Origin of the sequence: Paraburkholderia sp. BL18I3N2, from assembly GCF_003001875.1 — a bacterium.
In the GTDB taxonomy this organism is placed as follows: domain Bacteria; phylum Pseudomonadota; class Gammaproteobacteria; order Burkholderiales; family Burkholderiaceae; genus Paraburkholderia; species Paraburkholderia phytofirmans.
This window is the reverse complement of record NZ_PVNC01000006.1, coordinates 285,431-309,724: the sequence shown is the minus strand read 5'-3', so window position 1 is coordinate 309,724 and position 24,294 is coordinate 285,431. Positions and strand designations below refer to the sequence as shown.

The following is a 24,294-nucleotide window of genomic DNA, read 5'->3' as shown; positions in this document are numbered from 1 at the left end:
CGTACGCCTTACCTCATCACCTTAGCTCAGGCAATAAAATGCCGCTGGCTAAAAACCCTGCACCTTTTTAGGGATTTGTACTCAGCGGGTTATCCCGCACGATCGTCGATGAAGCCCTTTAGCATCGCCAGCGTATCGGCGTCGTCGATATGTTTATCGGTCCGCCAGCGCAACATGCGTGGAAAACGCACCGCCACGCCGGACTTATGACGGGGACTCGCCTGAATGCCTTCGAAGCCGATCTCGAAGACCAGCGTGGGTGTGACGCTGCGCACCGGGCCAAATTTTTCGATCGTGGTCTTGCGCACGATTGCGTCTACCTGGCGCATTTCTTCGTCGGTTAGACCGGAATAAGCTTTCGCGAAAGGCACCAACGTGCGCACGCCGTTCGCCTCGTCCCATACCGCGAAGGTGAAATCGGTGTAGAGACTCGCACGGCGGCCGTGGCCGCGTTGTGCGTAGAGCAGCACCGCATCGATTGCATACGGATCGATCTTCCATTTCCACCACGTGCCGGAGGCTTTGGTGCGGCCCACGCCGTACATCGATTCGCGTTGCTTGACCATGAGCCCTTCCACGCCACGCGCACGGCTCTCGTCACGTAATGCAGCAAGCGCCTGCCAGTCCGCTGCGCGAACCAGTGGCGAGACGCGCAGCAGATCTTGCGCAAGCGTGCCTTCGATTGAAACAGCCAGCGCCTCCAGTTGCGCGCGCCGCTCGACGAGCGGCGTCATGCGCAGGTCCTGGCCGTGCGCTTCGAGCAGATCGTAGGCAAGCAGCGTCGCCGGTGAGTCGGCGAGAATTTTTTTAGTCAGCGTTTTGCGGGCAATGCGCGGTTGCAGGCGCGCGAACGGTAATGGCGCCATGTCGCCGGGTTCCCACGCGAGAATCTCTCCGTCGACCACGAAACCATCCGGCAAGGCTTCGCCCAACGCCGCTACTTCTGGGAAGCGATCCGTGATCAGATCCTCGCCGCGTGACCATAACCAGACACGCCCACCACGTTTGACGAGTTGCGCGCGAATGCCATCCCACTTCCATTCGATCTGCCATTGCGATGGATCGCCAAGCGTCGCCGGATCGGCTTGCAATGGATGGGCGAGAAAGAACGGATACGGCAGGCCGAGGTCGCTCTCATGCGGATGATCTGCGGCCTGCGTCTCATCGCCTGTCGCCTCCGGTGCGATCAAACGCAGATAGCGCGCGGCATCGGGCTTCTGTTGCGAGTCGGTCCAACCGACCATGCGTTGCGCAATCCGTTTATGATCGACGCCCGCGACTTCCGCCAGCGCCCTCACCACCAGTTGCCGCGCAACGCCCACCCGAAATCCGCCGCCAATCAGTTTGGTCAGCAGGAAACGGCCGCCCCAGTCGAGTTCGTCCCAGTAGCTGAGCAAACGCGTGCGCAATTCTTCCGGCGCCACGCCACGTAAAGTCAGCACGCGTTGCTCGATCCATTGCGTGAGACCCAGTTCCGAACTGCGTTGCGCGGGCGGCAGGATATGGGCGATGGTTTCGGCCAGATCGCCCACTGCGTGATAGGACTCTTCGAATAACCACTCGGGCAATCCGGCACGCTCGCGGGCGATCTCGGTCAGCAGACGCGTCGGCACCGATTGGCGCGGTTTGCCGCCGGCGAGAAAATACGACGCCCACGCCGCGTCTTCCGGTTCGGCCACGGCGAAGTAGCTGGTAAGCGCTTCGAGTTTGTCGTGCGTGGACGTGGTCGCGTCGAGCGCGGTGTAGAGGGCGGCGAAGCGTTTCATACGCGGCTCGACGGGTTGGCCGCGTTGGCCGTGTCATCAGTGGACGCGTCGCGCTCCGCGGCCTGAGCGAACTCGTGCGGCACGCTGCCAGTCGCGGCGGTTTCATCCGCGCCCGCGGCATCGGCTTCGACCGTATCGTCGCCATATTGCGTTGCAAACGCGCCGGCCTCGAGGCCTTGCTCGCGCAACCATCGCACCATCGGTTCCACCGAACCGTGCGTGACGATCACGCGTTCGGCGCCCGTCGCCTGAATGGCGGTTTGCAGGCTGGGCCAATCGGCGTGATCCGACAGCACGAAGCCGCGGTCGACACCCCGCCTGCGGCGCGCGCCACGCAGACGCATCCAGCCCGACGCGAACGCATCGCTATAGTCGCCGAAGCGCTTGAGCCATGCGCTGCCCTGTGCGGACGGCGGCGCCACGATCAATGCCTGGCGGAACGCCACCTTGTCCTTGACCGGTATCTCGCTCACGAGCCGCACCGGCGGCAAATGCACGCCAGCGTCGCGATACGCGCGATTGAGCGGCTCCACGGCGCCGTGACAGAAAATCGGCCCAATGCCCGCATCGACACTCGCGAGCACGCGCTGCGCCTTGCCGAACGAATAGCAGAACAGCACGGACGCGCGTCCTTCGGCGGCGTTATGACGCCACCACGAATCGACGCCGTCGAATACGGTTTGCGGCGCGTCCCACCGGTAGATCGGCAGGCCGAAGGTCGACTCGGTAATGAAGGTGTCGCAGCGCACCGGCTCGAAGGCATCGCAGGTCGGGTCGGGGTCGAGCTTGTAGTCGCCCGAGGCGACCCACACGCGCCCCCGATGTTCGATCCGCACTTGCGCCGAACCAAGCACATGCCCTGCGGGATGCAGCGAAACGGCCGTGCCGTTGAGATCCAGGCGCTCGCCATACGCCAGGGTTTGCAGCGATATGCCGGGCAAACGCGACAGCAGTACGTCCGCTCCTGCATGGGACGCGAGGTAGTGCCGATGCCCGAAGCGCGCGTGGTCGGAATGGGCATGCGTGATCACCGCGCGTTCGACGGGACGCCACGGATCGATATAGAAGTCGCCAGGCGGACAATACAATCCCTCCGGGCGTGCCACTACGAGGTCTGCGAGATCTGCTTCGTCAGAGGCTATAGTCAATGGTGGTTCCGATGAAAAGCGGGCGTGTTGCGGCAGGTCGATGCGACCTCGATACAGCCGCCAAGCAAACTGCATTCCTGGCACGTGCTGGCGACCCGGAATGCCAGGAGGAAACGGCAATGTGAGAGTGGCTGCATTCTTGCTTGAGTACGCACGAGCAACAAGGCAAGCGCATCGGCGAAGCCAGCAGTCCGGCAGGCCAGCCACGCGCGCTGTGAGGTCCCATGCAAACCATCATCGATGACCACGCGTTATATGTGGCGAGACATCCCGGTGCATTCGCGCTGCAAACCTTGAAGGCGTTTCGCGCCAACCAAGGGCTGCTGCTTGCGGGCGCGGTCGCGTATTACGCGCTGTTGTCGATCGTACCGCTCATGATCCTGATCGTGATCGCCCTGTCGCGTTTCGTGCCGCAGCATGTGTTGCTCGCGGCGCTCGCGCATCTGTTGCAATGGCTAGTGCCGGGCCAGTCGAACGCGCTGGTGCACGAGCTGGCCAATTTTCTCTCGCATCGCGCGGTGATCGGCTGGGTCCTGCTGCTGACGATGATCTTTTTCAGTTCGCTCGCCTTCACCGTGCTGGAGAATGCGATGTCGCTGATTTTCGTCCACCGCGTGGTGGTCCGGCGGCGGCACTTCCTGCTCTCGGCGATGCTGCCGTATTGCTACATTCTGTGTCTGGGCGTCGGTATCCTGATCGTGACCTTTGTGTCGAGCGGACTCGAAGCGATCGGCGCCGAAGGCATCGATCTGTTCGGCCTACATGTATCGTTGCAAGGACTCTCGCGCGTCGTGTTGTATCTGCTCGGCCTCGCGGGTGAGGTCTTCGTGCTGACCTCGATCTATATGGTGATGCCGGTCGGTCGTCCTTCACTCAAACATGCGCTGTTCGGCGGCGTGGTCGCCGCCGTGCTGTGGGAGATTACGCGGCACGTGCTGGTCTGGTACTTCGCGACGCTCTCGCAAGTCAGCGTGGTGTATGGGTCGCTGACCATGGCCATCGTCATCCTGTTCAGCCTGGAATGGCTTGCGACCTTGCTGCTGCTCGGGGCGCAGGTGATTTCGCAATACGAGCGGTTCGGGCTCGAACCGCTTCAGGCGCCGCAGCCTGACATCAAGACCGGTTGAGACCTCGCGGCGGTGCGCGTTATGGCTCGGCAACGAGGTTTCGCGGCAAGACTGCTGTAACATTCTGTTGAATACCGGCCGAGGCGCACGCCTGGCATAACCGCCGCTTCGACCCGGCAGGCTTCAGGACCCACAATGAGCATCACCCAGCGCAACAACATACAGATTTCCGGCAACGGCAAGCGGACCATGGTGCTGGCGCACGGCTTCGGTTGCGATCAAGGCATGTGGCGCTTACTCGCACCGTCGTTTCATGACGAATACCGCACCGTGCTGTTCGATCACGTCGGCAGCGGTTCGTCGGATCTGAACGCCTACGACATCGACAAATACGACTCGCTGTACGGCTACGCCAGCGACCTGATCGAGATCGTCCGTGAAGTTGCCGAGGGCCCGGTGGTGTTCGTCGGCCACTCGGTCAGCGCGATGATCGGCCTGATCGCGAGCCTCAAGGCGCCACAGCTTTTCTCCGCTCTGATCATGGTGGGCCCGTCGCCGTGTTACGTGAACGACGGCGACTACGTCGGCGGCTTCTCGCGCGAAGACATCGAAGATCTGCTGCGCACGCTCGAAAGCAACTATCTCGGCTGGTCGAGCACCATGGCGCCGGCCATCATGGGCGCGCCGGAGCAACCGGAGCTCGGCGTCGAACTGACCAACAGTTTCTGCCGCACCGATCCCGAGATCGCGCGGCAATTCGCGCGCGTCACGTTTCTCTCCGACCATCGCGCGATACTCTCGCGCACCACCACGCCCACGCTGATTCTGCAATGTAGCGACGACATCATCGCGCCGTGCGTGGTGGGCGAATACCTGCACCGCACGATTCCTGGCAGCACGCTGCATCTCATCGAGAACGTCGGCCATTGTCCGCACCTGAGTTCACCGGGCGCAAGTGCGGACGCGATGAACGCTTTTCTCGGGCCAATGAGCCTGTAGCACGATGCACAGCACGGACCGCCCGCTGCCCTCAGCCGATGCGTTGTTCGAGCACGCCGCTTGCGGCCTGCTCATCACCGATGTCAACGGCCGCATCCTGCGCGTGAACGCGACCTTCTGCGGCTGGCTCGGCTACGAGACCGCGGAGCTCGCCGGGACGAGGCAAATCCAGGATCTGCTGAGTGCCGGCGGCAAGGTGTTCTATCAGACGCATTGGGCGCCGCTTCTGCAAATGCAGGGTTCGGTGGCCGAGGTCAAACTGAACATGGCGCATCGCGACGGCCACATGGTGCCGATGCTGCTCAACGCGGTGCGCCGCCGTCATGGCGACGTGACTTACCTCGAAGTGGCGGTGCTGATCGTCGCCGACCGTCATAAGTACGAGCAGGAGTTGCTGCTGGCGCGGCGCAATGCCGAGGCGTCCGTGGCCGCGCATCAGCGCGCGCAGCGCGAGTTGCAGGAAAGCCGCGACGTGCTGAGTCTCGCCATGCGCGGCGCGCGCATGGGCGCGTGGTCGCACGAGCCGAAGTCGGGCAAGTTCTGGTGGAGCCGCGAACTCGAAGCGCTCGCGGGCTACGCCGAAGGCCGTTTTGCCGACACACCCGGCGGCTTTTTCGAACTGATTCATCCAGGCGACCTGCTCGCGCTGAACGAGGCAGTAGATCACGCGGTGGAAAGCGGTGACGACTATGTCGCCGAGTTCCGCTTTCTGCACGCGAGCGGCGAGTGGTGCTGGATGGAAGGCCGCGGGCGCGCCACTTACGACCGCCACGGCGAGCCGCTGACGATCTACGGCCTCGGCATCGACATCACCGAACGCAAGGAAGCGCAGACGGTCCTGCTGCGTCAGGCGGCAATCTTCGAGCACCTGAGCGACGCGATCGTGATCACCGATTTGCGCGGCAGTATCACCGACTTCAACGTGGGCGGCGAACGCATGCTGGGTTATCGCATGCGCGAGGTTCTCGGCAAACCGGTCGCGCTCTTCCTGCCGCCGGAAGAGGCACTGAACATCCGCCGCGAAGCACTCGCCGCACTCGCCGCCGAAGGCACGTGGCGCGGCGAATTGCCATTCGTGCGGCGCGACGGTTCGCGCGGCGTGTGCGAAACCGTGATCAAGCCGCTCGCCAACGCGCGCGGCGATATCTACGGCGCGGTCAGCATCAATCGGGACATTACCGGGCGCCGGCATGCCGAACAGCAACTCACGCGGCTAAACCTCGAACTCTCGAAGGCCGATCGCCGCAAGGACGAATTCCTCGCCACGCTCGCACACGAACTGCGCAATCCGCTCGCGCCGATGCGCAACGTGCTCGAAATTCTGCGCCTGAAGGAATTCGCCGATCCGCAGTTAAGCTGGTCGCGCGACGTGTTCGACCGGCAACTGCAGCACATGACGCATCTGGTCGACGATCTGCTGGAAGTCTCGCGTATCACTCAGGGCAAGCTGGAGTTGCGCAAGCAACGTCTCGAACTGGCGCGTGCGATGCAGTCGGCCATGGAGGCGGCGCGGCCGACCGTGCAGGCCTCGTCGCACCATCTGAGCGTAACGCTGCCACGCGAGCCGCTCTACCTGGTCGCCGATCCCACGCGCCTGTCGCAAATGATCCTGAATCTGCTGAACAACGCCGCCAAGTACACGCCGCCCGGCGGCACCATTTCACTCGCGGCGGAACGCGAAGGCGACGAAGCGGTGATCGTCGTGCGCGATTCCGGCATCGGCATTCCGGCCGAGCATCTGAACAGCGTGTTCGAAATGTTTTCGCAACTCGCGCCGGCGTTGGACCGCTCGCAAGGCGGACTCGGCATCGGCCTCGCGCTGGTGCGCGGCCTCGCGGAACTGCATGGCGGCACGGTCGCGGCCTTTAGTGACGGTCCCGGCAAAGGCAGCGAATTCGTGATCCGGCTGCCGGTGACGAACGCCGCGTCGCTGCCGTCAGATAGTGCGCCGGTCGAGGCGCCGCACGCGGGCGGCCTGCGAGTCGTGATCGTCGACGACAATGCGGACGCCGCCGACAGCCTCGCGATGGTGCTCGAACTCGAAGGCCACGAAGTGCGCACGGCCGGCGACGGTATCGCCGGTCTCGAACTGATCGGCGCGTTCGAACCGCAGGCGGTGATTCTCGATATCGGCTTACCGCAACTGAACGGCTATGAAGTGGCGCGGCGGATTCGCCAGGATTATCCGGACGCCGGCGTTGTGCTGATCGCCGTCACCGGCTGGGGCCAGCAGCAGGACAAGCAGACGGCTCTCGCCGCGGGCTTCGACCATCACTTCACGAAGCCGGTCGATCCAGGCGAGTTGCAGCGGGTGTTGAGCCGGCAGCGGGTATGAGCGATGAACGCGCCTTGTTAAACTGACGCGATTTCCGCCCGCCGTCCGCCCTTTATGTCCATCGACACCGCCTCCCCATTCGCCCTCCTCTCTTGCGAAACCGTTTCGTCACGCACCGGCACGCGTGCCCATGCTTGACGACGCTCAGGTCACACGCACCCTCGCCGCGCGCGGTATCGTGCCCGACGCGAGCCAGCGCGAAGCGATCGCCGCGCTCATCACGTTGCTCGGCGCGAACGGCCAGCGCGCGAGTTCCGGTGCGACATCGCCGCATCAGGGCGTGTATTGCTATGGGCTGCCTGGGCGCGGCAAGAGTCTGGTGGTCGATACTGTGTTCGAGTTGGCGACCTGCCGCAAGCGGCGTCTGCACTTTCACGAATTTCTGCGTGAGATGAACCGGCGACTCGTGAGCGAGCCGCGCGGCGACGACCGGCTCGGCTCGGTGTCGCGGCAATGGCTCGACGGTATCGAGCTGCTGTGCTTCGACGAATTTCACGTGCACGATATCGCCGATGCATTCCTGATGGGCCGCTTTCTCGATACCGCGATCGGTCTCGGCACACGTATCGTGCTCACCTCGAACTACGCGCCGGAAGGCCTGCTCGCCGACCCGGAGTTTCACGAGCGTTTTCTGCCGACCATCGAGCAGATCGAACGCCGCTTCACCGTGATTCATTTCGACGGCGCGCGCGACTACCGTTTCGGCGGAGAAGAAGCGCAAGTGCCGCATTTCTTCGCGCCGCTCGATGCGGCCACGCGTGAGGCCTTGCTGCGGATTTTCGTGCGCTACGAAGGCAGCGAAACGCTGGATCCGGTCACGGTGAGCGCGGCGGGCCGCCCGCTTTCCGCACGCGCGGCGGGCGCCGCCTTGCTATGGGCGGACTTCGAGAATCTGTGCGTGGCAAGCCGCTCGCATCTCGACTATCTGGATCTCGCCGAGCAATGGCATGGTCTGATCCTCGACAATCTCCGCACGGAGTGGCTGCGTACGTCTCACACGCTGCAACGGCTGATCTGGCTGGTCGATATCTTCTACGACCGCAAGCGTGCGCTGTTCATCGCGTCCGATGAACCGATCGAGACAGCGCTCACCGGTTTGGAAGGCGCGCACGACTTGTCGCGCACGCTGAGCCGGCTCGCCGAAATGCAATCGCGCGCCTATCGCAACACGCTCGACGGAACGCGCGAGGTTTCGGCGGACACGCCCGCAAATGCACTGGACGGGTCCGCGTGAACCAACCGCCGCCAGGGGCGCGTTTTCTGCAAATCTTGCAACACAATCGCAAATCCTGCGCGCCTCTCTGAATCGCCGTCCTGCGAAAAAGGCCGCTATTCATAGGATGAAACGGTAAAAAGCGCGCACGCGGCGCGACTCGGGAATGGCAGCTGCTACCGCCGTCGGGTAAAAAAACCGGCGGTTCTCATCGAACCGCCGGTTTCTCATTGCTCAGCTTTTCGTACCTTTATCCCTGGCTGCGCTTCGACTTCACCCGCTCGATCTGCTGCTTCGCCGCTTCATACACACGCTCCGGCGTGAAGCCAAACTTCTTCTTCAGATCGGCGAGCGGCGCGGACGCGCCGAACGTATGCATCACCACCTGCGCGCCGAGTCGGCCCACATACCGGTCCCAGCCAAGCGAGGCAGCCTGTTCGACGGCGACACGCGCGTCGACGTCCGACGGCAACACCGATTCCTGATACGCCTCGTCCTGGCGCTCGAAGATGTCCCACGACGGCATCGACACGACACGCGCCGCAATGCCCTCGCCCTTGAGCTTTTCGTACACGTCGACGCACACCGAGAGTTCGCTGCCCGTCGCCATCAGGATCACTTGCGGCTTCCGTCCATCGGCCGCATCGGCGAGCACATAAGCGCCCTTCTGCGTGCCGCTGGCGGCGGCATAGCGGCTGCGGTCCAAGGTGGGCAACGCCTGACGCGACACCACGATGCACGACGGCCGCCGCGGATCCGACAGCGCCACACGCCACGCCTCGGCGACTTCGTTGGCATCGCCCGGGCGCAGCACGGTGAGTCCCGGCACACCGCGTAGCGAAGCCAGTTGTTCGATCGGCTGATGGGTCGGACCGTCTTCGCCCACGCCGATCGAATCGTGCGTGAACACGAAGATGGACGGCACTTCCATGATGGCCGAGAGGCGGATCGGCGGCTTCATGTAGTCGCTGAAAATCAGGAACGTGGAGCCGAACGGCCGCAGATTCGACAGCGCGAGGCCATTCACCGCCGCGCCCATCGCGTGTTCGCGAATGCCGAAGTGCAGATTGCAGCCGCCGTAGCTATCGTGCTCGAAGCTGCCCGCGCCCTCGAATTTCAGATTGGTTTTGGTGGACGGCGAGAGATCGGCCGCGCCGCCGATCATCCACGGCACGCGCGCGGCAATCGCGTTGAGCACCTTGCCCGACGAGTCGCGTGACGCGACGCCCTTCGGGTCGGCATCGAACGTGGGGATGTCGCTGTCCCAGCCCGCCGGCAATTCGTGTGCTTCCATCTGCGCGAATTCACGCGCGAGTTCCGGGTACTTCTTGTTGTAGGCGTCGTACTGCGCCTGCCATGCCTCGCGCGCCGCCTTGCCGCGCGCGCCGATGCCCGCCGCAAAGCGCTCGTGCACGCCGTCAGGCACATGGAAGAATTTATCCTCGGGCCAGCCGTACGCCTTCTTGGTGAGCGCCACTTCTTCGACGCCGAGCGCTTCGCCGTGCGCCGATGACGAGTCCTGCTTGTGCGGCGAGCCCCAGCCGATGATGCTGTGCACGACGATCAGCGTCGGCCTGTCGGTGATGCTTTTCGCCTCGACCAAAGCGGCTTCGAGCGCGGCGGCGTCGTTGGCGTCGTTCACACGCAGCGTATGCCAGTTGTAGCCGCGGAACCGGCTTTCCACGTCGTCGCTGTACGCGAGGTCCGTGTGGCCCTCGATCGTCACGCGATTGCTGTCGTAGATCCAAATCAGATTGGACAGTTTCAGATGCCCGGCGAGCGAGGCCGCCTCGTGCGAGATGCCTTCCATCATGTCGCCGTCGCCGCATAGCGCGTAGACGCGATGGCCGAAGAGCGGCGCATCCGGCTTGTTGAAGTGGCTCTCGCACCAGCGCCCCGCCATCGCCATGCCGACGCTGTTGCCGAGTCCCTGGCCGAGCGGGCCGGTGGTGGTCTCGACGCCAGTAGTCATGCGGTACTCGGGGTGCCCCGGCGTGTTGCTGTCGATCTGACGGAAGTGCTGGATGTCGTCGAGCGAGACGGAGGGCCTGCCGGTCGGCTTGCCGTCGTCATCCACCGCCTTTACGTTGGCGAGATGCAGCAACGAATACAGCAGCATCGACGCATGCCCCACCGAGAGCACGAAACGATCGCGGTTCGGCCACAACGGCTCGTCCGGATCGTACACAAGATGGTTTTGCCACAGATGATAGGCCACGGGTGCCAGTGCCATCGGCGTGCCGGGGTGACCGGAATTGGCCTTTTGCACAGCGTCCATCGACAGCGTGCGGATCGTGTTGATACACAGCTGATCGAGGGCGGGATCGTTTTGCATGGGACACTCCTTGTTCGGCGGTTGAAGAGAAAAGCCGGGACGCACTGTGTCGGCGCACCCGGCGAACCGTGTTACGTGGAAGAACGCATGAGGAACCGCTGCGAGGCTCAACGATGATGCGCCGATGCGCGCAAATCTGCACGGAGCGTTACACGCGGCATTGGGGCAAGCTTGCAGCGGGAAGCGGATCTTTCAGCAGGCTTGCGGTCCGAACCCGCCCAGATCGGCACGGATACGCAAAAATGAAACGGCGTACGCCAGCATCAAGCCGCGCGCAGCCAATGCTCGACCAGCGGACCGTGCTTGCCGTCGATCGGGTCCAGCGGCGGAAAAGGCAATGCCTCCATGGCCGTCAGTTCGTCCGGCGTGAGCGGCTCGCGGCGGATGTCCCACTGCTGGCCCTCCGGATAGCCGGCGACGACCCGAAAATGCCGCGCGAACGATTGCAGACAGTGGCCAGTGCCGGCCGGCAGCAGGATCGCATCGCCGGCGGATAGCGTCACCACTCTGCCACCCGGACCGCCGATGATCACCTGCGCCGAGCCATCCGTTACGCCGAGTATTTCATGCGCCGTGGCGTGGAAATGGTGATAGTCGAAGATGCCGTCGCGCCACTGCGGCGGCCATGCGTTGCGTTCGAAGAGAATTTCGAAGGCGGCCGCAAGGTCGCCGCTCTCCGGCATCAGCGCGCGCCGGTAAATCACGACGGGCAGGTGGCGATTATTTGGCACCCAGTCGTGCGGCTTGAGCATGAAGGCTTCGTACTCGGTTTTGGCGGCGTCGAATCCATGCTTTGAATCGTTGAACATGGTTTGCTCCCTGGCGTTCCGAAGATCGCGGTGCTCCGTTGAAGCCGGCGTTGAGGACACTGTGCTCGTCGGCTCGGGCGATCTTTTTAGCGCCGCATAAAGCGCGCCTGCCCTGGCATCCGCCTCTTTTCGGGCATGTCTGTACGCGCTGCCGTGACGGTGGACGAATTTTGCAAACATATGAGGTATTGCTCGCTGGTTACCCCGCCTTGCGTGGCATCGGCCGCGACGGTCGAGTGCCGCGCAAGCCGGACATTGGTCAGCCGCCGCCGATGCCTTGCAGCACTTTGCCGGTGCCGCCGCACACCGCGCATTGTTTGCCTTCCACCGTGCCGGTGCCGCGACACACGGCGCACGTGTCTTCGCCGACGCCGGGTGCATCGGGCGATGCTTCGTCGCCGGGGTTCAGCGGTTCGTTTTCCTGTTGCATGAATTTCTCCTTCCGGTTTCTGGCTTGTAGTGTCAAGCCCGCATCCGCCGCATCATTCCTTGTGCTGCGATTCACGTCCGCCGCCTCCGGGCGGCTCCGCATGCGTGTCGGTGCCGAGGGGCACTTCGGCGGTTTGTGCAGGGCGCTCGTTCGAGCGCGGCGGATTGGTTGCCTTATCGACGCCCGTCTGCTCGACGGGCTCGATGCCGAGCGGGCTGGGTTCGACATAGTGCGCACCGCTCGGCTTGTTGCGCTGCTTGACCTCGTCCGTGACCAACGCGTCCAGCTCGTCCTGCGATTTGATGTCCTGCATGTCGCTCTCCTCGTGAGGTCGGATATAGATTCGATGCAGCAACATCCGGTCCCTCTCCGTCAACTCGTCCACTGCACGTGAACGGCCGGCTGGGCACGGCCGTTGCGGAAGGTGCGCTGAAGGTCTGGACCGACATTTGTAAAAAGGAGATCCTCATGACAATGACGACGATTCGCGTGTCCGATACCGAAGTGCAAGTCGAACGCACTTTGTACACATTCGCGCAAAAAAGCGACGCGGACGCATTCCAGCGCTGCCTCGCCGATTCCTCCATCGACAGTTGCTACCGCACTCATCCGCCCCTCTCGGCTCAACCGACCATGCCTGACGCACAACCCGACGACCCGGCCCGCGGCAGCACGATTTCTCCGTCGCTCGGCGGCATGCCATAAGTAAACCGGTCTTTGCGGCGGCGCGCATGCGCCGCCATTCGTCACATACCCTCACTTCTCAGGGCTCGCACGATCCGCGGCCACGATCTCCCGTCCATAGTCGATCGCGGCGCGGCGCGCTTCGTCGGCGGTCGCGTAGGGCCCGATTTCGGGCGCGCCATCGAATGGAAACAGAATTTTTCTGTCCGCCTTTCTGACGACCTTCAGTCCACCTACGTAACGGCCGTCGCCTGTTCCGTGATAGCTGGCGTAAATCTCGAAGTTGTCGTCGGCAACGTCGGCCTTATGTCGCGCCATTTGTCTTTCCCTTATCCCTGCACTTCAGTGCGTCATGTTCCGTCTGATATCGCGCTGCGCACCGCCGCTGTGGCGTACGCGCTTGCGGTGGTCGAGCAATAGCTGTTCCACACGGTGTGCGCCCGCGTTGCGGGCGGCTCGCGCCGGTGGCATGCCAGTTGCGGCTTCGCTGTGGCTCCCACGCAGCACATCACGGAGACCACGATGACGATGACGAACACCCGCTGCATACCGGGTCTGCATCTGCACACACCGATGCCACCGGAAATCGACCCCGACGCGCCGCAGCCGACAAGCGATCCCGATCCATCGCCGCCACCTGACGATGTGCCGCCGAATGATCCGGATCGTGCGCCCGAAGGCGATCCGCCTGCGAGGCCGCCGCCGGTCAACGCCGCGTGATCTTGTCCAACACGCTCGAACACAGTGAAGGCTCGGCGGGACGGTTGTAAGCGCAAATTAATCCAGTGGTCCGGTAATTGCGGAAGGCTCGGTTAAGCCGGTGCGCAAGGACCGGCAACCCGCCAGGAGTCAACATGAGCACCGATCACACCGTCGACGGCGCGCCCGAGCGTGGAGCGAAAGACACGCCGGGCACACCCGATAGCGAGCCCATCACGCCATATCGCAACGCCGCCGGGGGCTGGGGCTCGGTGAAAGCGGTCGCATCGATCCTCGTGCAGGAACACGTGACGCTGAACGGCAGCCGCATCCTCGCCAAGCAGAACAAGGCTGACGGCTTCGCCTGCGTGAGCTGTTCGTGGGCCAAACCTGCGGACCCGCATCTTTTCGAATTCTGTGAGAACGGCGCGAAGGCGACCGCGTGGGAAATCACCAGCAAACGCGTCGACGCGGACTTCTTCGCCAACCATACGCTGAGCGAATTGCGCTCATGGAGCGGCCTGGAACTCGAATCGCGCGGCCGGCTAACCACGCCAATGCGCTGGGACTCCGCCACCGACCGCTACGTGCCGACCACCTGGCAACACGCGTTCACCGAAATCGCGAGCGAACTGCAAGCGCTGGATCCGAATGAGGCGGTGTTCTACGCGTCGGGCCGCGCGTCGCTGGAAACGTCTTACATGTATGCCCTGTTGGCGCGCCTGTATGGCACCAACAACCTGCCGGACAGTTCGAACATGTGCCACGAAAGCACTTCGGTCGGCTTGCCGAAGACGATCGGCGTGCCAGTCGGAACCGTGCAACTCGAAGATTTCGAGCACACCGACTGCATGCTGTTTTTCGGCCACAACACCGGCACCAACGCGCCGCGCATGCTGCATCAGTTGCAGGATGCCCGCAAACGTGGCGTGGAGATCATCACCTTCAATCCGCTCAAGGAACGCGGCCTCGTCACCTTCGCGAACCCGCAGTCGCCGCTCGACATGCTCACCCCGGCCGACACGCGGATCAGCACGCAATATCATCAGGTCAAGATCGGCGGCGACGCGGCGGCGATTGCCGGGCTCTGCAAGCTGCTGATCGAGTGGGACGACGACGCGCAACGCAACGGTGAGCCACGCGTGCTCGACGCCGCCTTCATCGCGGAGCATACGCACGGTTTCGACGAGTTCGCCGGGGCGATGCGCGCCACTTCATGGGAAGAGATCGAGCACCACTCGCAACTCAGCCGCGCCGCGCTCGAAGACGCCGCACGCGTCTACGCGAAAGCCAATGCCGCGATGGTCCTGTACGGGATGGGCATCACCCAGCATCGCAGCGGCGTGCACAACGTGCAGATGCTGTCGAACCTGCTGCTTCTACGCGGCAATATCGGCCGGCCGGGCGCGGGCATCTGCCCGATTCGCGGCCATTCGAACGTGCAGGGACAGCGCACGGTCGGCATCACGGAAAAGCCTGAACTCGCGCCGCTCGACAAGCTAAAGGAACTCTACGGCTTCGAGCCGCCGCGCGACAAAGGCATGACCACGGTCGAAGCCTGCCGCGGCGTGCTCGACGGCAAGGTCAAAGCGTTCATCGGCCTCGGCGGCAATTTTCAGGTGGCGATTCCCGATCATCACGTGATGGACCCTGCGTGGCAGCGTCTGCGGCTCACAGTGCAGATCGCCACCAAACTCAATCGCAGCCATCTGCTGCACGGCGAGGTCGCGTATCTGTTGCCATGCCTCGGGCGCATCGAGATCGACCGTCAGGCGAGCGGCGAGCAATGGGTCAGCGTGGAGGACAGCACGGCCTGCGTGCACGGCTCGCACGGGCTCGCCGAGCCGGCCGGCGACATGCTGCTGTCGGAGCCCGCTATCGTCGCGGGTCTTGCAAAGGCGCTGCTGCCCCGCAATCCGAAGATCGAGTGGGATGCCTGGGTCGACGACTACTCTTTAGTGCGCGACGCGATCGAACGCACCTATCCGGATCAGTTCAAGGACTTCAATCGGCGCTTCAGGCAACCCGGCGGCTTTCACCGGCCGCTCGCGGCTTGCGAGCGCAAATGGAACACGGAAAGCGGCAAGGCGAATTTCATCGTGCCCGAGACGCTCGACGAAGACGCCGACATGCCGTCGCGAGGCCCCGACGTGCTGCGCCTGATGACGACACGTGGCGACAGCCAGTTCAACACCACGGTCTACGGTCTCGACGACCGCTTCCGCGGCGTGCACGGCAGCCGCAACGTGCTGCTCATGCATCAGGACGACATGACGCGGCGCGGCTTCGCGGAGGGCGACGCGGTGTGCATCTCCACCGTCTCGAACGACGCCGTGACGCGCGAAGTCGACGGCATGCATGTCCACGCGTTCGACATTCCGCCCGGCTGCATCATGGGCTACTACCCGGAATGCAATCGCCTGATTCCACTCTCGCATCACGCGGAATCGAGTCAGGTGCCAGCGTCGAAGTCGATTCCGGTGCGCTTGCGCAAGTCGGTGAGCGAGGATCTGGCGGCGTAAGAACGCACGAAGGGCGCACCGGCGTGAGCCGGGGCGCCCCTTGTTCCATTCCGCACCACCCGCTCTCTACACCGCGTCTAATCGACCGTGTCTAACCGACCGCGTCTAACCGACCGCGTCTAACCGGCCGTGCCTAACCGGCCGTGTCAGAACTGATGCAGCATCCCGACATACGCACCGGTTTGCGATTCGCCCACCAGCGGACTCGTATTGCTGGTCGCATCGCGCGGCGACGCTTCGAGCGAGAAATTCGAGTTGCTGCCATTGCGCACGTAGCCCACCGTGCCGTACAGGAAGGTGCGCTTCGACAGGTTGTAGGTGGTGCCGAGCACATACATCATCGCGTGGCCGGAGGGGTCGTGCGCGGCATCGCCCGAGCCGTCGCCGACCTTCACATAAAAGCCGCCCGCCGTCATGGCCCAGCGCGGCAGGAAGTTGTAGGTGGCGCCGAGCCAGTAGTGATCGGCCGAGTCGGCGACGCCGACTGGCGAGTCAGGCGCCGAGTAATGCGTGTAGGCGCCCTGGATCTTCACCGAGTCGAAATGCACGTTCACGCCGGCGAAATATTCGCGCGATGCCTGGAAGATGTTGCTGAAGCGGCCGTTGTTGTCGCGCAACTCGTCGTAGATGCCGCGCACGTCGAACAGCGGCGAATGATAAGTCAGCATGATGCCGTCCGAGCGGCCGAACTCACCGGCCGCGCCGCTGTTGAAAGCGCCCGCCTGATTGCCGAACGCATATTGCGCCTGCACGTCGAAACCCCAGAACACCGGGCTGTGATACTCGACGTTGTTGCTGGTTTGCTGCCAGTTGCGCCCACGCACGAGCGAGGCCGACGAAAACGCCTGCTGCACGAACGGATCGAATTCCCATACGCCGTCGCTGTCTATAAACAGATTACGTCCAGCCTGCAATGTGCCCCACTGCTCGCTCTTCAAACCGACGAACGCGCGCCGCGACCAGAGCCGCCCGCCGCTCGTCGTACCGTTCATGACCTGCAAACCGGTTTCGAGGTTGAAGATCGCATTGAGGCCGCCGCCCAGATCTTCGTTGCCTTTGAGGCCGAGCATGCTGGTGCCCCAGTCGCCGCCTTCCGCGCTCCAGCGGCTCGAACTGCCGCCCGCGCCATTATTGATGTGATTCAGGTATTCCAGGCCGGCGTCGAGACGGCCATATAAGCTCACGCTGGTTTGACCATATGCCAGCGGACTTGCCACGGCGAGGGCCGCCATTAATTTTGTATGTAGTCTCATTGTTTTGCCGTCAATTTTTTGTGTCGCGATGCAGGCCAAAGCGGACTGCGGATGCTTTCAAACACGATCGGCGAGAAAGATATGGATGAAACCGCAGCGCCAGGTCCGACGAACTATAGGCGACAGGCGCTTCATGGCCTATTCGATTGACGCAATAAATATTTGCCCGGCATGCGCTCGACAAAGCCCGCCTGCCAATGCAACGGAAGATCGAAAGGCACTCAAGATAAGATAGTCGGTCATTCGGCCTCAGCCAAATTGCAATGCATGATTCGTTATTGACTATTCAACCTCTGCCATGAACGCGCCCGAACTGACCGAAGACGAAAACCTTGGCCTTTACCAACGCGCAACGGAGAACGGCGCGGAATGGTGGCGCGTCAGCGTGGCCGACCGGCCGGAAAACTATCGGCTCGAACACGGCGTCGACAATGGCGGGGGCCCTGGCGCGGTCGACATCGATCTCGTGGTGGACGCGGAAAATCTGCGCGCCAAACTGAAGAAATGGCGCCGCGAAGGCTTCGCGATGGATACGGCCGACGCCGCGAGCGAGCAGTCCGCAGCCGGCCGCGTCGCCTTCATGCCGGAGTTGCAGCGCGCGGCGGCGCGGGCTGGCGCGGCGAAACATCGGCAGCCGGAAGGCACCGGCGAGACCGTGCGCATCGGTCATGTGGAAGTGCCGTGCGGCGTCGGCAATGCGCTCGTGCCGCGCATCAATCCGGCCTATCTCTTCTCCGAGCGCTTCAACGACATTGTCGAAGACATCGTCGAGAACCGGCGCGTGATGCTGATCGGCCACACCGGCGCCGGCAAGACCAGCCTGATCGAACAGGTCGCGGCGCGTTCGCGCCACGGCGTGCTGCGCTCGAACATGAACGGGCAGACCACCGTCGGCGACTTCGTCGGCTTCTGGACCGTCAAGGGCGGCGAGACGCTGTGGGTCGACGGCGTGCTGCCCACGGCCATGCGCGAGGGGCTCTGGCTGATCGTCGACGAGATCGATTTTGCCGAACCGTCGATTCTCGCCGCCCTCACCGCTGTGCTCGAACCGCACGGCCGCCTCGTGCTGAAGGAAAAAGGCAATGAGATCGTCGCGCCGCATCCGGCCTTCCGGCTGTTCGCCACCGCGAATGCGGTCGGCGCGATGAGCCAGTTCCGGCACCTGTATCAGGGCGCCAATCTGATGAACGAGGCGTTTCTGGATCGCTGGCGCGTGTATCTGCTCGACTATCTGACGCCCGCCGAAGAAGCCGACGTACTGATCGCCACCCTCGCCCCGCATATGACGCGCGCGCTCGCCACCACGCTCGCCGCGATTGCCGCCGACTGCCGCGCGGCGTTCGCGCGCGAGGATCTCTCGAGCGCGTTCTCCACCCGGCGCCTGCTCGACTGGGCCGAACTGATGCTGCGCACGGGCGATCCCGAACGCGCCGCCGGGCCGGCCATCTACGCGAAGGTGAGCCCGGAAGACGCCGCGTTGATTCGCGGCATCGTTCGTCATCACATCGCGCCGGCCCCGGAAGCGTAAGCGCGATGCATGCAACCCGCGACACGCGCGGCTTCGCATTCGAATCCACGCTCGGCAAGGTCGCCCGTGTACTAACGGGGCAATACGGTGTGACGGTCGTGTTCAGTCCGGACGGTCCGCGCGTGGAACCGGGCCGCATCGTGATTCCCGACTACGAGTTGAATGGCGAGGTCGAGCGCGACGTGCTGATCGGCTATCTGGATCTGCTGGTCGCGCGCGCCAAGCATGCGTCGCTCGCGCAATTCGACGCGCTGCCGGCGGGCGTCGCCGCGAATCTCGCGGAAGTGATCGACGACCGCCGCGTCTGTGCGCAGTTGCTCGACGAATATCCGGGCGCGCGCTGGTTCATCGGCAAGCTGCGCCTGCATGCGGCCGAGCGCGTACGGCAACGCTGGCCGAAGCTGCACTGGCGCGACCGGCTGGTCTGGCTGGTCGAGCGCGCGTTGTGGGACGAACCGCCCACCCGGACCGAAGCGAGCCATTCGCTGCTCGCCGCCTTGCATGCCGCGGAGGATCTGCTGCACGAGGCGCGTGCGAGCCGCTCGACCGCGCAGAGCGTCGCGGTGGCGCAGGCGCTGGTGGCGCGCGTACGCGCGCTGTCGGAGGGCGAGGTGAACAGCATGATGTTCACTGCGGACCCGGTCGAGGACATCGATACGGAAACGGCGGCTTCGTCGTCTGCCCCAATCGGCGATGCCGACACCGCGCTGCCCGATCAGAACAGTGCGAACTCCCCGCCATCCGATCGAAGCGGTGGCGCGCAGGCGGACAACGCGGTCGGCATGGGTCAATCGCTGGCGGACGCGCAGCAGCCGTCCACGCGTTCCTCCGAAGGCAAAGCGGGCAGCGCGAATACGCATGCGTTCAAAGCCACCCTGTCGATCCCGCTCGCCACCGAATTCGACGACATCCGCGACCTCACGGGCCAGGGCGACAGCACCGCGTGGCGTGAGTTGCGCGCGCAGGCTCGCGCGGACACCGCGCCGCTCAAGGAGAAACTCGAACGCGCGCTGAGCGCCGACGAGCGCGCGCGCTGGCGCCGCGAGCAGGAGCGCGGCGAGATCGATCGCACCGCGCTGGCGAGGCTTGCGACCTCGCCGGGTTACCGTACGCCGTTTCGCACGCAGCGGGCTGCTAAAGGACGCGACGTCGCCGTCACGCTGCTGATCGACCGCAGCGGCTCGATGGCCGGCCGCAAGATCGAACTCGCGCGCCAGTGCGCGGCCGCCTTGTGCGATGCGCTCACGCAGTTGTCGTTCGATTGCGAAGTGCTCGGTTATTGCTCGGTCGAATCCGCGCCCATGAAGCAGCTCTACGAGCGGCAACTCGCTGGCGGCGCGGATCTGCGGCGCTACAACCGCTTCGTCGAACGGCTCGACCTGAAGGTTTATAAGCGCTTCGGCGCGACGGACCTGAGCGGGATCGCCGCGATCGACTGCGGCCATGAAAATCCGGACGGCGAGGCGCTGGCCTGGGCCGCGACGCGCCTCGCCGACCATCAGGCCGAACGGCGCATTCTGATGATGTTCTCCGACGGTTATCCCTCCACCGGCGATGGCAATCCACAGGTATTGCGCAGCGATCTGCGCGAGCGCGTCGCGGCCATCGGCAAGCGCGGCATCGAGCTGGTGGGGATCGGCGTGCTGACCGACGCGGTCGAGGACTTCTATCCGCACAACGTGGTGGTCAGCCGCCTTGCCGAATTGCCGTCCACCGTGTTCTCTGTGTTGAGCTCGATGCTGCTCGCGCGTTGACGCCGGCGCTCGCCCGGTTCACGCAAGTCACGCCGCGTGCGGCTTGAACGGATACTGTTCGATTTCACCGCCCCGTGCCACCACCGCCGTGCTCTCGGGAATCTCCTGCCACCAGCCGGGCAGGTCCGCGAGCGGCTCGGACAGCACCAGAAACGCATTCTCGCCGGCCGCGATGATACGCGGATCGTCCGGATACAGCGCGTGCAACTGCTGAAACGAGCTGCTGTGAAAAAGCGAGCGCGACTGCCCTTCGCTCGAATAGCGCACCGCGACGATCTGCTCGCCGTCGGTGGCGCACACGGTCATGTTCAGCGGCTCATCCACGCCGTGTTTGTGAGCGGTCTCTTCGACGAAGGCCACCATCCGCTCGAGCGCGGTGACCGGCGCCAGTTCGAGACCGAAGCTCAGCGCGAGGAAAAACATCACCTCGGAGTCGGTCGAGCCTTCGATGGACGGAAACAGATCGGCGTCGATCGCCAGCATCAGATCGCGGCGCACGGATGGATAGTTGCGGATCAGCCCATTGTGCGCGAAGAGCCAGCGGCCATAACGGAACGGATGGCAGTTGGTTTCCTGCGAAGGCGTATCTGTCGCCGCGCGGATGTGCGCGACGAACAGCGGCGCGCGGATCGCCCGGGCGGCCTCGCGCAGATTGCGGTCGCTCCACGCGGGATGGATGCAACGGTAGCGAAACGGAATATCGGTCGGGTGGCCGTACCAGCCGATACCGAATCCGTCGCCGTTGGTCGTGGTCTGGCCGAGCCGCGAATGCAGGCTCTGGTCGATCAAAGAATGCTTTGCGTTGAACAACACCGTTTCGAGTTGAATCGGGTTGCCCGTATAAGCGAGCCAGCGGCACATGAGCTTCTCTCCTGTTCGGTCCCACGCAAGATAACGGCTGTCCGGTACGCATGGGCGCCCCGGCGCAGCGTGCTGCCGGGTACGCGTCTACTTGACTACGGGCTGCATCGTCGCGATCGGAATAAGAAATTCGGAGAAGCCGGTCAACATGATCTGCACGCCGATGCACAGCAGCAAAAAGGAAGATACACGCATGGCGACCTTGGTGCCTTCCACGCCGAGGTACTTGGCGAACACCACTGCGCGGCTGTAGATCAGATAGACCGTCACGGCCACCGCCAGCGAGATCACCACCGACGCGATGCTCGAAATCACGAACTCGGAGAGCTTATGCGTGCGGTTCGCGGTCAGTGCGACAGCCGTGGCGATCGAGCCCGGCCCGGTGGTCAGCGGAATGGTGAAGGGGAAAAATGCCTTCGACATCGCATTGTCCGCGTCCACCCGCTTGACCGCCGGTTTTTCGGCCGGCTGCGTGTCGGGCGCATTGAGCATCTGCCATCCGCCCACCGCGACGGCGAGCCCGCCGCCGATGCGCAGCGCCTGCATGGAGATGCCGAAGAAATGCAGGATCGGCGTGCCGATGAAGAACGCCACCAGCAGCACGCACATCACGTTGATGGCGATCTTGCGGGCGAGCGCGGTGCGCTCCTCCGTGGTCAACGAAGCAGTCCGGTCAAGGAAGACGAAAGCAATGCCGATTGGATTGATGATGCTGATCAACCCGGTAAAGCCAAACAGAATGTCCGAGATCAGACTTTCGACCATATGCGTTCCGTGTCGAGCGGCGGCTCAGGCGGCTCCACTGCGCACCCGGCACGCCGCGCCAATGTTGATGGAACCGGACTCTGTCCGGCGCTCCGGTTGTTTGTTCAGAGGTTGCTCGCGTTGCGTGGCGAGATGATATCGCGCCGCGCCAGTCAAAGCCGTAAAAAGGCCAGGCTCCGGCAGGCGTGCGGCAGCGCGCCACGCTATACGCGCCGCCTTGCAGCGCAGCAACCGACCCCATAAAGATGCGTCCGCAACTTTCAGAAAGCCTACACTTTTTTGACCAGCTTTACGGGACCAAAGCATCCGGCATACAGTCCCCAGCGAAGCCGCACTTTCAACGAGACGTACTTACCAGTTCGAGGAGTTGCCCCCATGTTGCTTCGTGTACTCGCCGCGCTGCCGTTCATCGGCATTCTGCTCGGTGTCCCGTTTGTGAACCGTGTCGAGCCGCTGATGCTCGGCATGCCGTTCGTGCTGGCCTGGATCGTCATGTGGGTGGTGCTCAGTTCGATGATCATGGCGATCGTCTACCGTCTGGATCCGTCCAACCGTCAACTTGCCGCCGATGGCGAGGAGGTCAGTTCATGAGCGCACTCGTCATCATTGCGGCAATCACGCTGTTTGCGCTTTACCTTGGCGTGCGCGCCAAGCGCGGCCACGATATGAGTCTCGAACAATGGACCGTGGGCGGCCGCAGCTTCGGCACCGCCTTCGTGTTCCTGCTGATGGCCGGTGAAATCTATACGACCTTCACCTTCCTCGGCGGCAGCGGCTTTGCTTATGGCAAGGGCGCGCCCGTCTATTACATTCTGGCGTACGGCACGCTCGCGTATATCCTCTCGTACTGGATGCTGCCGCCGATCTGGCGTTACGCGAAGAATCACCGGCTCGTCTCGCAGCCGCACTTCTTCACGCGCAAATACGACAGCCCGGCGCTCGGCACGCTCGTCGCACTGGTCGGCGTGGCCGCGTTGATTCCCTACCTCGTGCTGCAACTGAAGGGGCTGGGCATCATCGTCGCAACGGCCTCGTACGGCGCGATTTCGTCGACGGCGGCCGTGTGGATCGGCGCCTGCGTGGTGACGGCCTATGTGATCGTCTCCGGCGTGCGCGGCTCGGCGTGGAATTCGGTGGTGAAGGACATACTGATTCTCGCGATCGTGCTGTTCCTCGGCATCTATCTGCCGCTGCACTATTACGGCGGCTTCGGCGACATGTTCCGCGCGATCGACGCCGCGCGCCCCGGCTTCCTGACCTTCCCGGCCAAGGGTTCGAGCGTGACGTGGTTCCAGTCGACCGTGCTGCTGACGGCGCTGGGCTTCTTCATGTGGCCTCATACGTTCGGTTCGATTTTCACCGCGAAGGACGAACGCATTTTCCGCCGCAACGCGATGGTGCTGCCGCTCTATCAGCTGATTCTGCTGTTCGTGTTCTTCGTCGGCTTCGCGGCGACGCTGAAGGTGCCGGGTCTGAAGGGCGGCGACATCGACCTCTCGCTGTTCCGCCTGTCGTTGCAGACCTTCGACCCGTGGTTCGTCGGCGTGATCGGCGCGGCCGGGATTCTGACCGCGCTCGTGCCGGGCTCGATGATCCTCACGTCCGCATCGACGCTGCTCGCCAACGACGTATACCGCGGCATGGTGAGCCGCAACGCCTCGGACGCCACGGTGGCGAAGCTCGCCCGCTTGCTCGTGCCGGTGGTGGCGCTGGTCGCGGTCGGCTTCACGCTGCAAGGCGGCGAAACCATCGTCGCGTTGCTGCTGATGGGCTACAGCTTCGTGACCCAGCTCTTTCCGGCGGTGATCTGCAGCCTGCGTCCGCATAATCGCGCGACGAAGCAAGGCGCGTTTTGCGGGATTCTGGCCGGCGTCGCGGTGGTGGCCGTCACGACCACGATGCACCTGAGCATCGGTCAGTTGATGCCGTTCCTGCCCGATGCGCTGAAGGACGTCAATATCGGCTTCCTGGCGCTGGCGGTGAACATCATCGTGTTCGCGGCGGTGAGCGCGGTGACGCAGCCGCGGCCGGTCGAGCAGACGCCCGCGCCGGTGCATTGATTCGGGCTTGCCCGTTTGCGTAGTGAACGAAGGGCTGTCGTTTCGGCGACAGCCCTTTTAATTTTT

At 63.7% G+C, this 24,294-nt stretch carries 21 protein-coding genes; 11 read left to right on the top strand and 10 right to left on the bottom strand.

Features of this window, described 5'->3' with window-relative positions; translation table 11 throughout:
* Positions 1 to 89: 89 nt before the first annotated feature.
* On the bottom strand, positions 90 to 1,766 hold the full coding sequence (locus tag B0G75_RS19150) for an ATP-dependent DNA ligase (protein WP_106308762.1): 1,677 nt from the start codon (positions 1,764 to 1,766) through the stop codon (positions 90 to 92).
* Complete coding sequence (locus B0G75_RS19145; RefSeq protein WP_106309156.1) at positions 1,763 to 2,914, bottom strand: ligase-associated DNA damage response exonuclease; 1,152 nt, start codon at positions 2,912 to 2,914, stop codon at positions 1,763 to 1,765. Before B0G75_RS19145 ends, B0G75_RS19150 begins: the two co-directional genes overlap by 4 nt.
* A gap of 224 nt (positions 2,915 to 3,138) precedes the next feature.
* On the opposite strand from B0G75_RS19145, the gene B0G75_RS19140 reads away from it, so the two are divergent.
* The 4 genes from B0G75_RS19140 to zapE all read left to right on the top strand — a co-directional run bounded on the left by B0G75_RS19140 (position 3,139) and on the right by zapE (position 8,549).
* Positions 3,139 to 4,041 (top strand): YihY/virulence factor BrkB family protein, encoded by a 903-nt coding sequence (locus tag B0G75_RS19140; RefSeq protein ID WP_106308759.1) that lies wholly within the window; start codon positions 3,139 to 3,141, stop codon positions 4,039 to 4,041.
* Between the two features lie 135 nt (positions 4,042 to 4,176).
* A complete protein-coding gene (locus B0G75_RS19135; protein WP_106308756.1) occupies positions 4,177 to 4,980 on the top strand; it encodes an alpha/beta fold hydrolase in 804 nt (267 codons plus the stop codon).
* A gap of 4 nt (positions 4,981 to 4,984) precedes the next feature.
* On the top strand, positions 4,985 to 7,315 hold the full coding sequence (locus B0G75_RS19130) for a PAS domain S-box protein (protein ID WP_106308753.1): 2,331 nt from the start codon (positions 4,985 to 4,987) through the stop codon (positions 7,313 to 7,315).
* Between the two features lie 130 nt (positions 7,316 to 7,445).
* Positions 7,446 to 8,549: a cell division protein ZapE gene (zapE, locus tag B0G75_RS19125; RefSeq protein ID WP_106308750.1), complete on the top strand. Its 1,104-nt coding sequence runs from the start codon at positions 7,446 to 7,448 to the stop codon at positions 8,547 to 8,549.
* A gap of 229 nt (positions 8,550 to 8,778) precedes the next feature.
* Here zapE and tkt read toward each other — a convergent pair whose 3' ends face one another.
* The 4 genes from tkt to B0G75_RS19110 form a co-directional block, all read right to left on the bottom strand.
* Positions 8,779 to 10,863, bottom strand: coding sequence for a transketolase (tkt, locus tag B0G75_RS19120; RefSeq protein WP_106308747.1), 2,085 nt, complete (start codon positions 10,861 to 10,863; stop codon positions 8,779 to 8,781).
* Between the two features lie 263 nt (positions 10,864 to 11,126).
* Positions 11,127 to 11,672 (bottom strand): cupin domain-containing protein, encoded by a 546-nt coding sequence (locus B0G75_RS19115; RefSeq protein WP_106308744.1) that lies wholly within the window; start codon positions 11,670 to 11,672, stop codon positions 11,127 to 11,129.
* Between the two features lie 259 nt (positions 11,673 to 11,931).
* The gene (locus B0G75_RS40725) at positions 11,932 to 12,102 is read right to left on the bottom strand and encodes a hypothetical protein (protein ID WP_181309299.1); all 171 of its coding nucleotides are present in this window, start codon (positions 12,100 to 12,102) and stop codon (positions 11,932 to 11,934) included.
* Positions 12,103 to 12,154: 52 nt separating this feature from the next.
* Positions 12,155 to 12,415 (bottom strand): hypothetical protein, encoded by a 261-nt coding sequence (locus B0G75_RS19110; RefSeq protein ID WP_106309153.1) that lies wholly within the window; start codon positions 12,413 to 12,415, stop codon positions 12,155 to 12,157.
* A gap of 155 nt (positions 12,416 to 12,570) precedes the next feature.
* Between B0G75_RS19110 and B0G75_RS19105 the strand changes: the two genes are divergently transcribed.
* A complete protein-coding gene (locus tag B0G75_RS19105; protein WP_106309150.1) occupies positions 12,571 to 12,807 on the top strand; it encodes a hypothetical protein in 237 nt (78 codons plus the stop codon).
* A 51-nt stretch (positions 12,808 to 12,858) separates the two neighbouring features.
* On the opposite strand, the gene B0G75_RS19100 is transcribed toward B0G75_RS19105, so the two are convergent.
* On the bottom strand, positions 12,859 to 13,104 hold the full coding sequence (locus tag B0G75_RS19100) for a DUF6723 family protein (protein WP_012427171.1): 246 nt from the start codon (positions 13,102 to 13,104) through the stop codon (positions 12,859 to 12,861).
* Between the two features lie 204 nt (positions 13,105 to 13,308).
* Between B0G75_RS19100 and B0G75_RS19095 the strand changes: the two genes are divergently transcribed.
* Positions 13,309 to 13,506, top strand: coding sequence for a hypothetical protein (locus tag B0G75_RS19095; protein WP_106308741.1), 198 nt, complete (start codon positions 13,309 to 13,311; stop codon positions 13,504 to 13,506).
* Positions 13,507 to 13,640: 134 nt separating this feature from the next.
* Entirely contained in the window at positions 13,641 to 16,007 is a 2,367-nt protein-coding gene (locus B0G75_RS19090; RefSeq protein ID WP_106308738.1) for an FdhF/YdeP family oxidoreductase, read from the top strand.
* 146 nt (positions 16,008 to 16,153) lie between these two features.
* Here the strand turns inward: B0G75_RS19090 and B0G75_RS19085 are convergent, their stop codons facing one another.
* The gene (locus B0G75_RS19085) at positions 16,154 to 17,239 is read right to left on the bottom strand and encodes a porin (RefSeq protein ID WP_106308735.1); all 1,086 of its coding nucleotides are present in this window, start codon (positions 17,237 to 17,239) and stop codon (positions 16,154 to 16,156) included.
* 319 nt (positions 17,240 to 17,558) lie between these two features.
* On the opposite strand from B0G75_RS19085, the gene B0G75_RS19080 reads away from it, so the two are divergent.
* Positions 17,559 to 18,788, top strand: coding sequence for an AAA family ATPase (locus B0G75_RS19080; RefSeq protein WP_106308732.1), 1,230 nt, complete (start codon positions 17,559 to 17,561; stop codon positions 18,786 to 18,788).
* A 5-nt stretch (positions 18,789 to 18,793) separates the two neighbouring features.
* A complete protein-coding gene (locus tag B0G75_RS19075; protein ID WP_106308728.1) occupies positions 18,794 to 20,542 on the top strand; it encodes a cobalamin biosynthesis protein CobT in 1,749 nt (582 codons plus the stop codon).
* 27 nt (positions 20,543 to 20,569) lie between these two features.
* Here B0G75_RS19075 and B0G75_RS19070 read toward each other — a convergent pair whose 3' ends face one another.
* Together B0G75_RS19070 and B0G75_RS19065 are read right to left on the bottom strand one after the other, a co-directional pair.
* Positions 20,570 to 21,403 (bottom strand): class II glutamine amidotransferase, encoded by an 834-nt coding sequence (locus tag B0G75_RS19070; RefSeq protein ID WP_106308726.1) that lies wholly within the window; start codon positions 21,401 to 21,403, stop codon positions 20,570 to 20,572.
* A gap of 87 nt (positions 21,404 to 21,490) precedes the next feature.
* On the bottom strand, positions 21,491 to 22,168 hold the full coding sequence (locus B0G75_RS19065; protein WP_106308723.1) for a MarC family protein: 678 nt from the start codon (positions 22,166 to 22,168) through the stop codon (positions 21,491 to 21,493).
* A gap of 375 nt (positions 22,169 to 22,543) precedes the next feature.
* On the opposite strand from B0G75_RS19065, the gene B0G75_RS19060 reads away from it, so the two are divergent.
* Together B0G75_RS19060 and B0G75_RS19055 are read left to right on the top strand one after the other, a co-directional pair.
* Positions 22,544 to 22,759, top strand: coding sequence for a DUF3311 domain-containing protein (locus B0G75_RS19060; protein WP_106308720.1), 216 nt, complete (start codon positions 22,544 to 22,546; stop codon positions 22,757 to 22,759).
* Complete coding sequence (locus B0G75_RS19055) at positions 22,756 to 24,228, top strand: sodium:solute symporter (RefSeq protein WP_106308717.1); 1,473 nt, start codon at positions 22,756 to 22,758, stop codon at positions 24,226 to 24,228. Before B0G75_RS19060 ends, B0G75_RS19055 begins: the two co-directional genes overlap by 4 nt.
* Positions 24,229 to 24,294: the final 66 nt, after the last annotated feature.

Bases quoted from the DNA above. Each gene is read 5' to 3' on its own strand.
- B0G75_RS19090 (WP_106308738.1), top strand. From the start codon at position 13,641: ATGAGCACCGATCACACCGTCGACGGCGCGCCCGAGCGTGGAGCGAAA.
- B0G75_RS19110 (WP_106309153.1), bottom strand. From the start codon at position 12,415: ATGCAGGACATCAAATCGCAGGACGAGCTGGACGCGTTGGTCACGGAC.
- B0G75_RS19105 (WP_106309150.1), top strand. From the start codon at position 12,571: ATGACAATGACGACGATTCGCGTGTCCGATACCGAAGTGCAAGTCGAA.
- zapE (WP_106308750.1), top strand. From the start codon at position 7,446: ATGCTTGACGACGCTCAGGTCACACGCACCCTCGCCGCGCGCGGTATC.
- B0G75_RS19100 (WP_012427171.1), bottom strand. From the start codon at position 13,104: ATGGCGCGACATAAGGCCGACGTTGCCGACGACAACTTCGAGATTTAC.
- B0G75_RS19065 (WP_106308723.1), bottom strand. From the start codon at position 22,168: ATGGTCGAAAGTCTGATCTCGGACATTCTGTTTGGCTTTACCGGGTTG.
- B0G75_RS40725 (WP_181309299.1), bottom strand. From the start codon at position 12,102: ATGCAACAGGAAAACGAACCGCTGAACCCCGGCGACGAAGCATCGCCC.
- B0G75_RS19150 (WP_106308762.1), bottom strand. From the start codon at position 1,766: ATGAAACGCTTCGCCGCCCTCTACACCGCGCTCGACGCGACCACGTCC.
- B0G75_RS19080 (WP_106308732.1), top strand. From the start codon at position 17,559: ATGAACGCGCCCGAACTGACCGAAGACGAAAACCTTGGCCTTTACCAA.
- tkt (WP_106308747.1), bottom strand. From the start codon at position 10,863: ATGCAAAACGATCCCGCCCTCGATCAGCTGTGTATCAACACGATCCGC.
- B0G75_RS19085 (WP_106308735.1), bottom strand. From the start codon at position 17,239: ATGGCGGCCCTCGCCGTGGCAAGTCCGCTGGCATATGGTCAAACCAGC.
- B0G75_RS19130 (WP_106308753.1), top strand. From the start codon at position 4,985: ATGCACAGCACGGACCGCCCGCTGCCCTCAGCCGATGCGTTGTTCGAG.
- B0G75_RS19070 (WP_106308726.1), bottom strand. From the start codon at position 21,403: ATGTGCCGCTGGCTCGCTTATACGGGCAACCCGATTCAACTCGAAACG.
- B0G75_RS19140 (WP_106308759.1), top strand. From the start codon at position 3,139: ATGCAAACCATCATCGATGACCACGCGTTATATGTGGCGAGACATCCC.
- B0G75_RS19055 (WP_106308717.1), top strand. From the start codon at position 22,756: ATGAGCGCACTCGTCATCATTGCGGCAATCACGCTGTTTGCGCTTTAC.
- B0G75_RS19060 (WP_106308720.1), top strand. From the start codon at position 22,544: ATGTTGCTTCGTGTACTCGCCGCGCTGCCGTTCATCGGCATTCTGCTC.
- B0G75_RS19115 (WP_106308744.1), bottom strand. From the start codon at position 11,672: ATGTTCAACGATTCAAAGCATGGATTCGACGCCGCCAAAACCGAGTAC.
- B0G75_RS19075 (WP_106308728.1), top strand. From the start codon at position 18,794: ATGCATGCAACCCGCGACACGCGCGGCTTCGCATTCGAATCCACGCTC.
- B0G75_RS19135 (WP_106308756.1), top strand. From the start codon at position 4,177: ATGAGCATCACCCAGCGCAACAACATACAGATTTCCGGCAACGGCAAG.
- B0G75_RS19095 (WP_106308741.1), top strand. From the start codon at position 13,309: ATGACGATGACGAACACCCGCTGCATACCGGGTCTGCATCTGCACACA.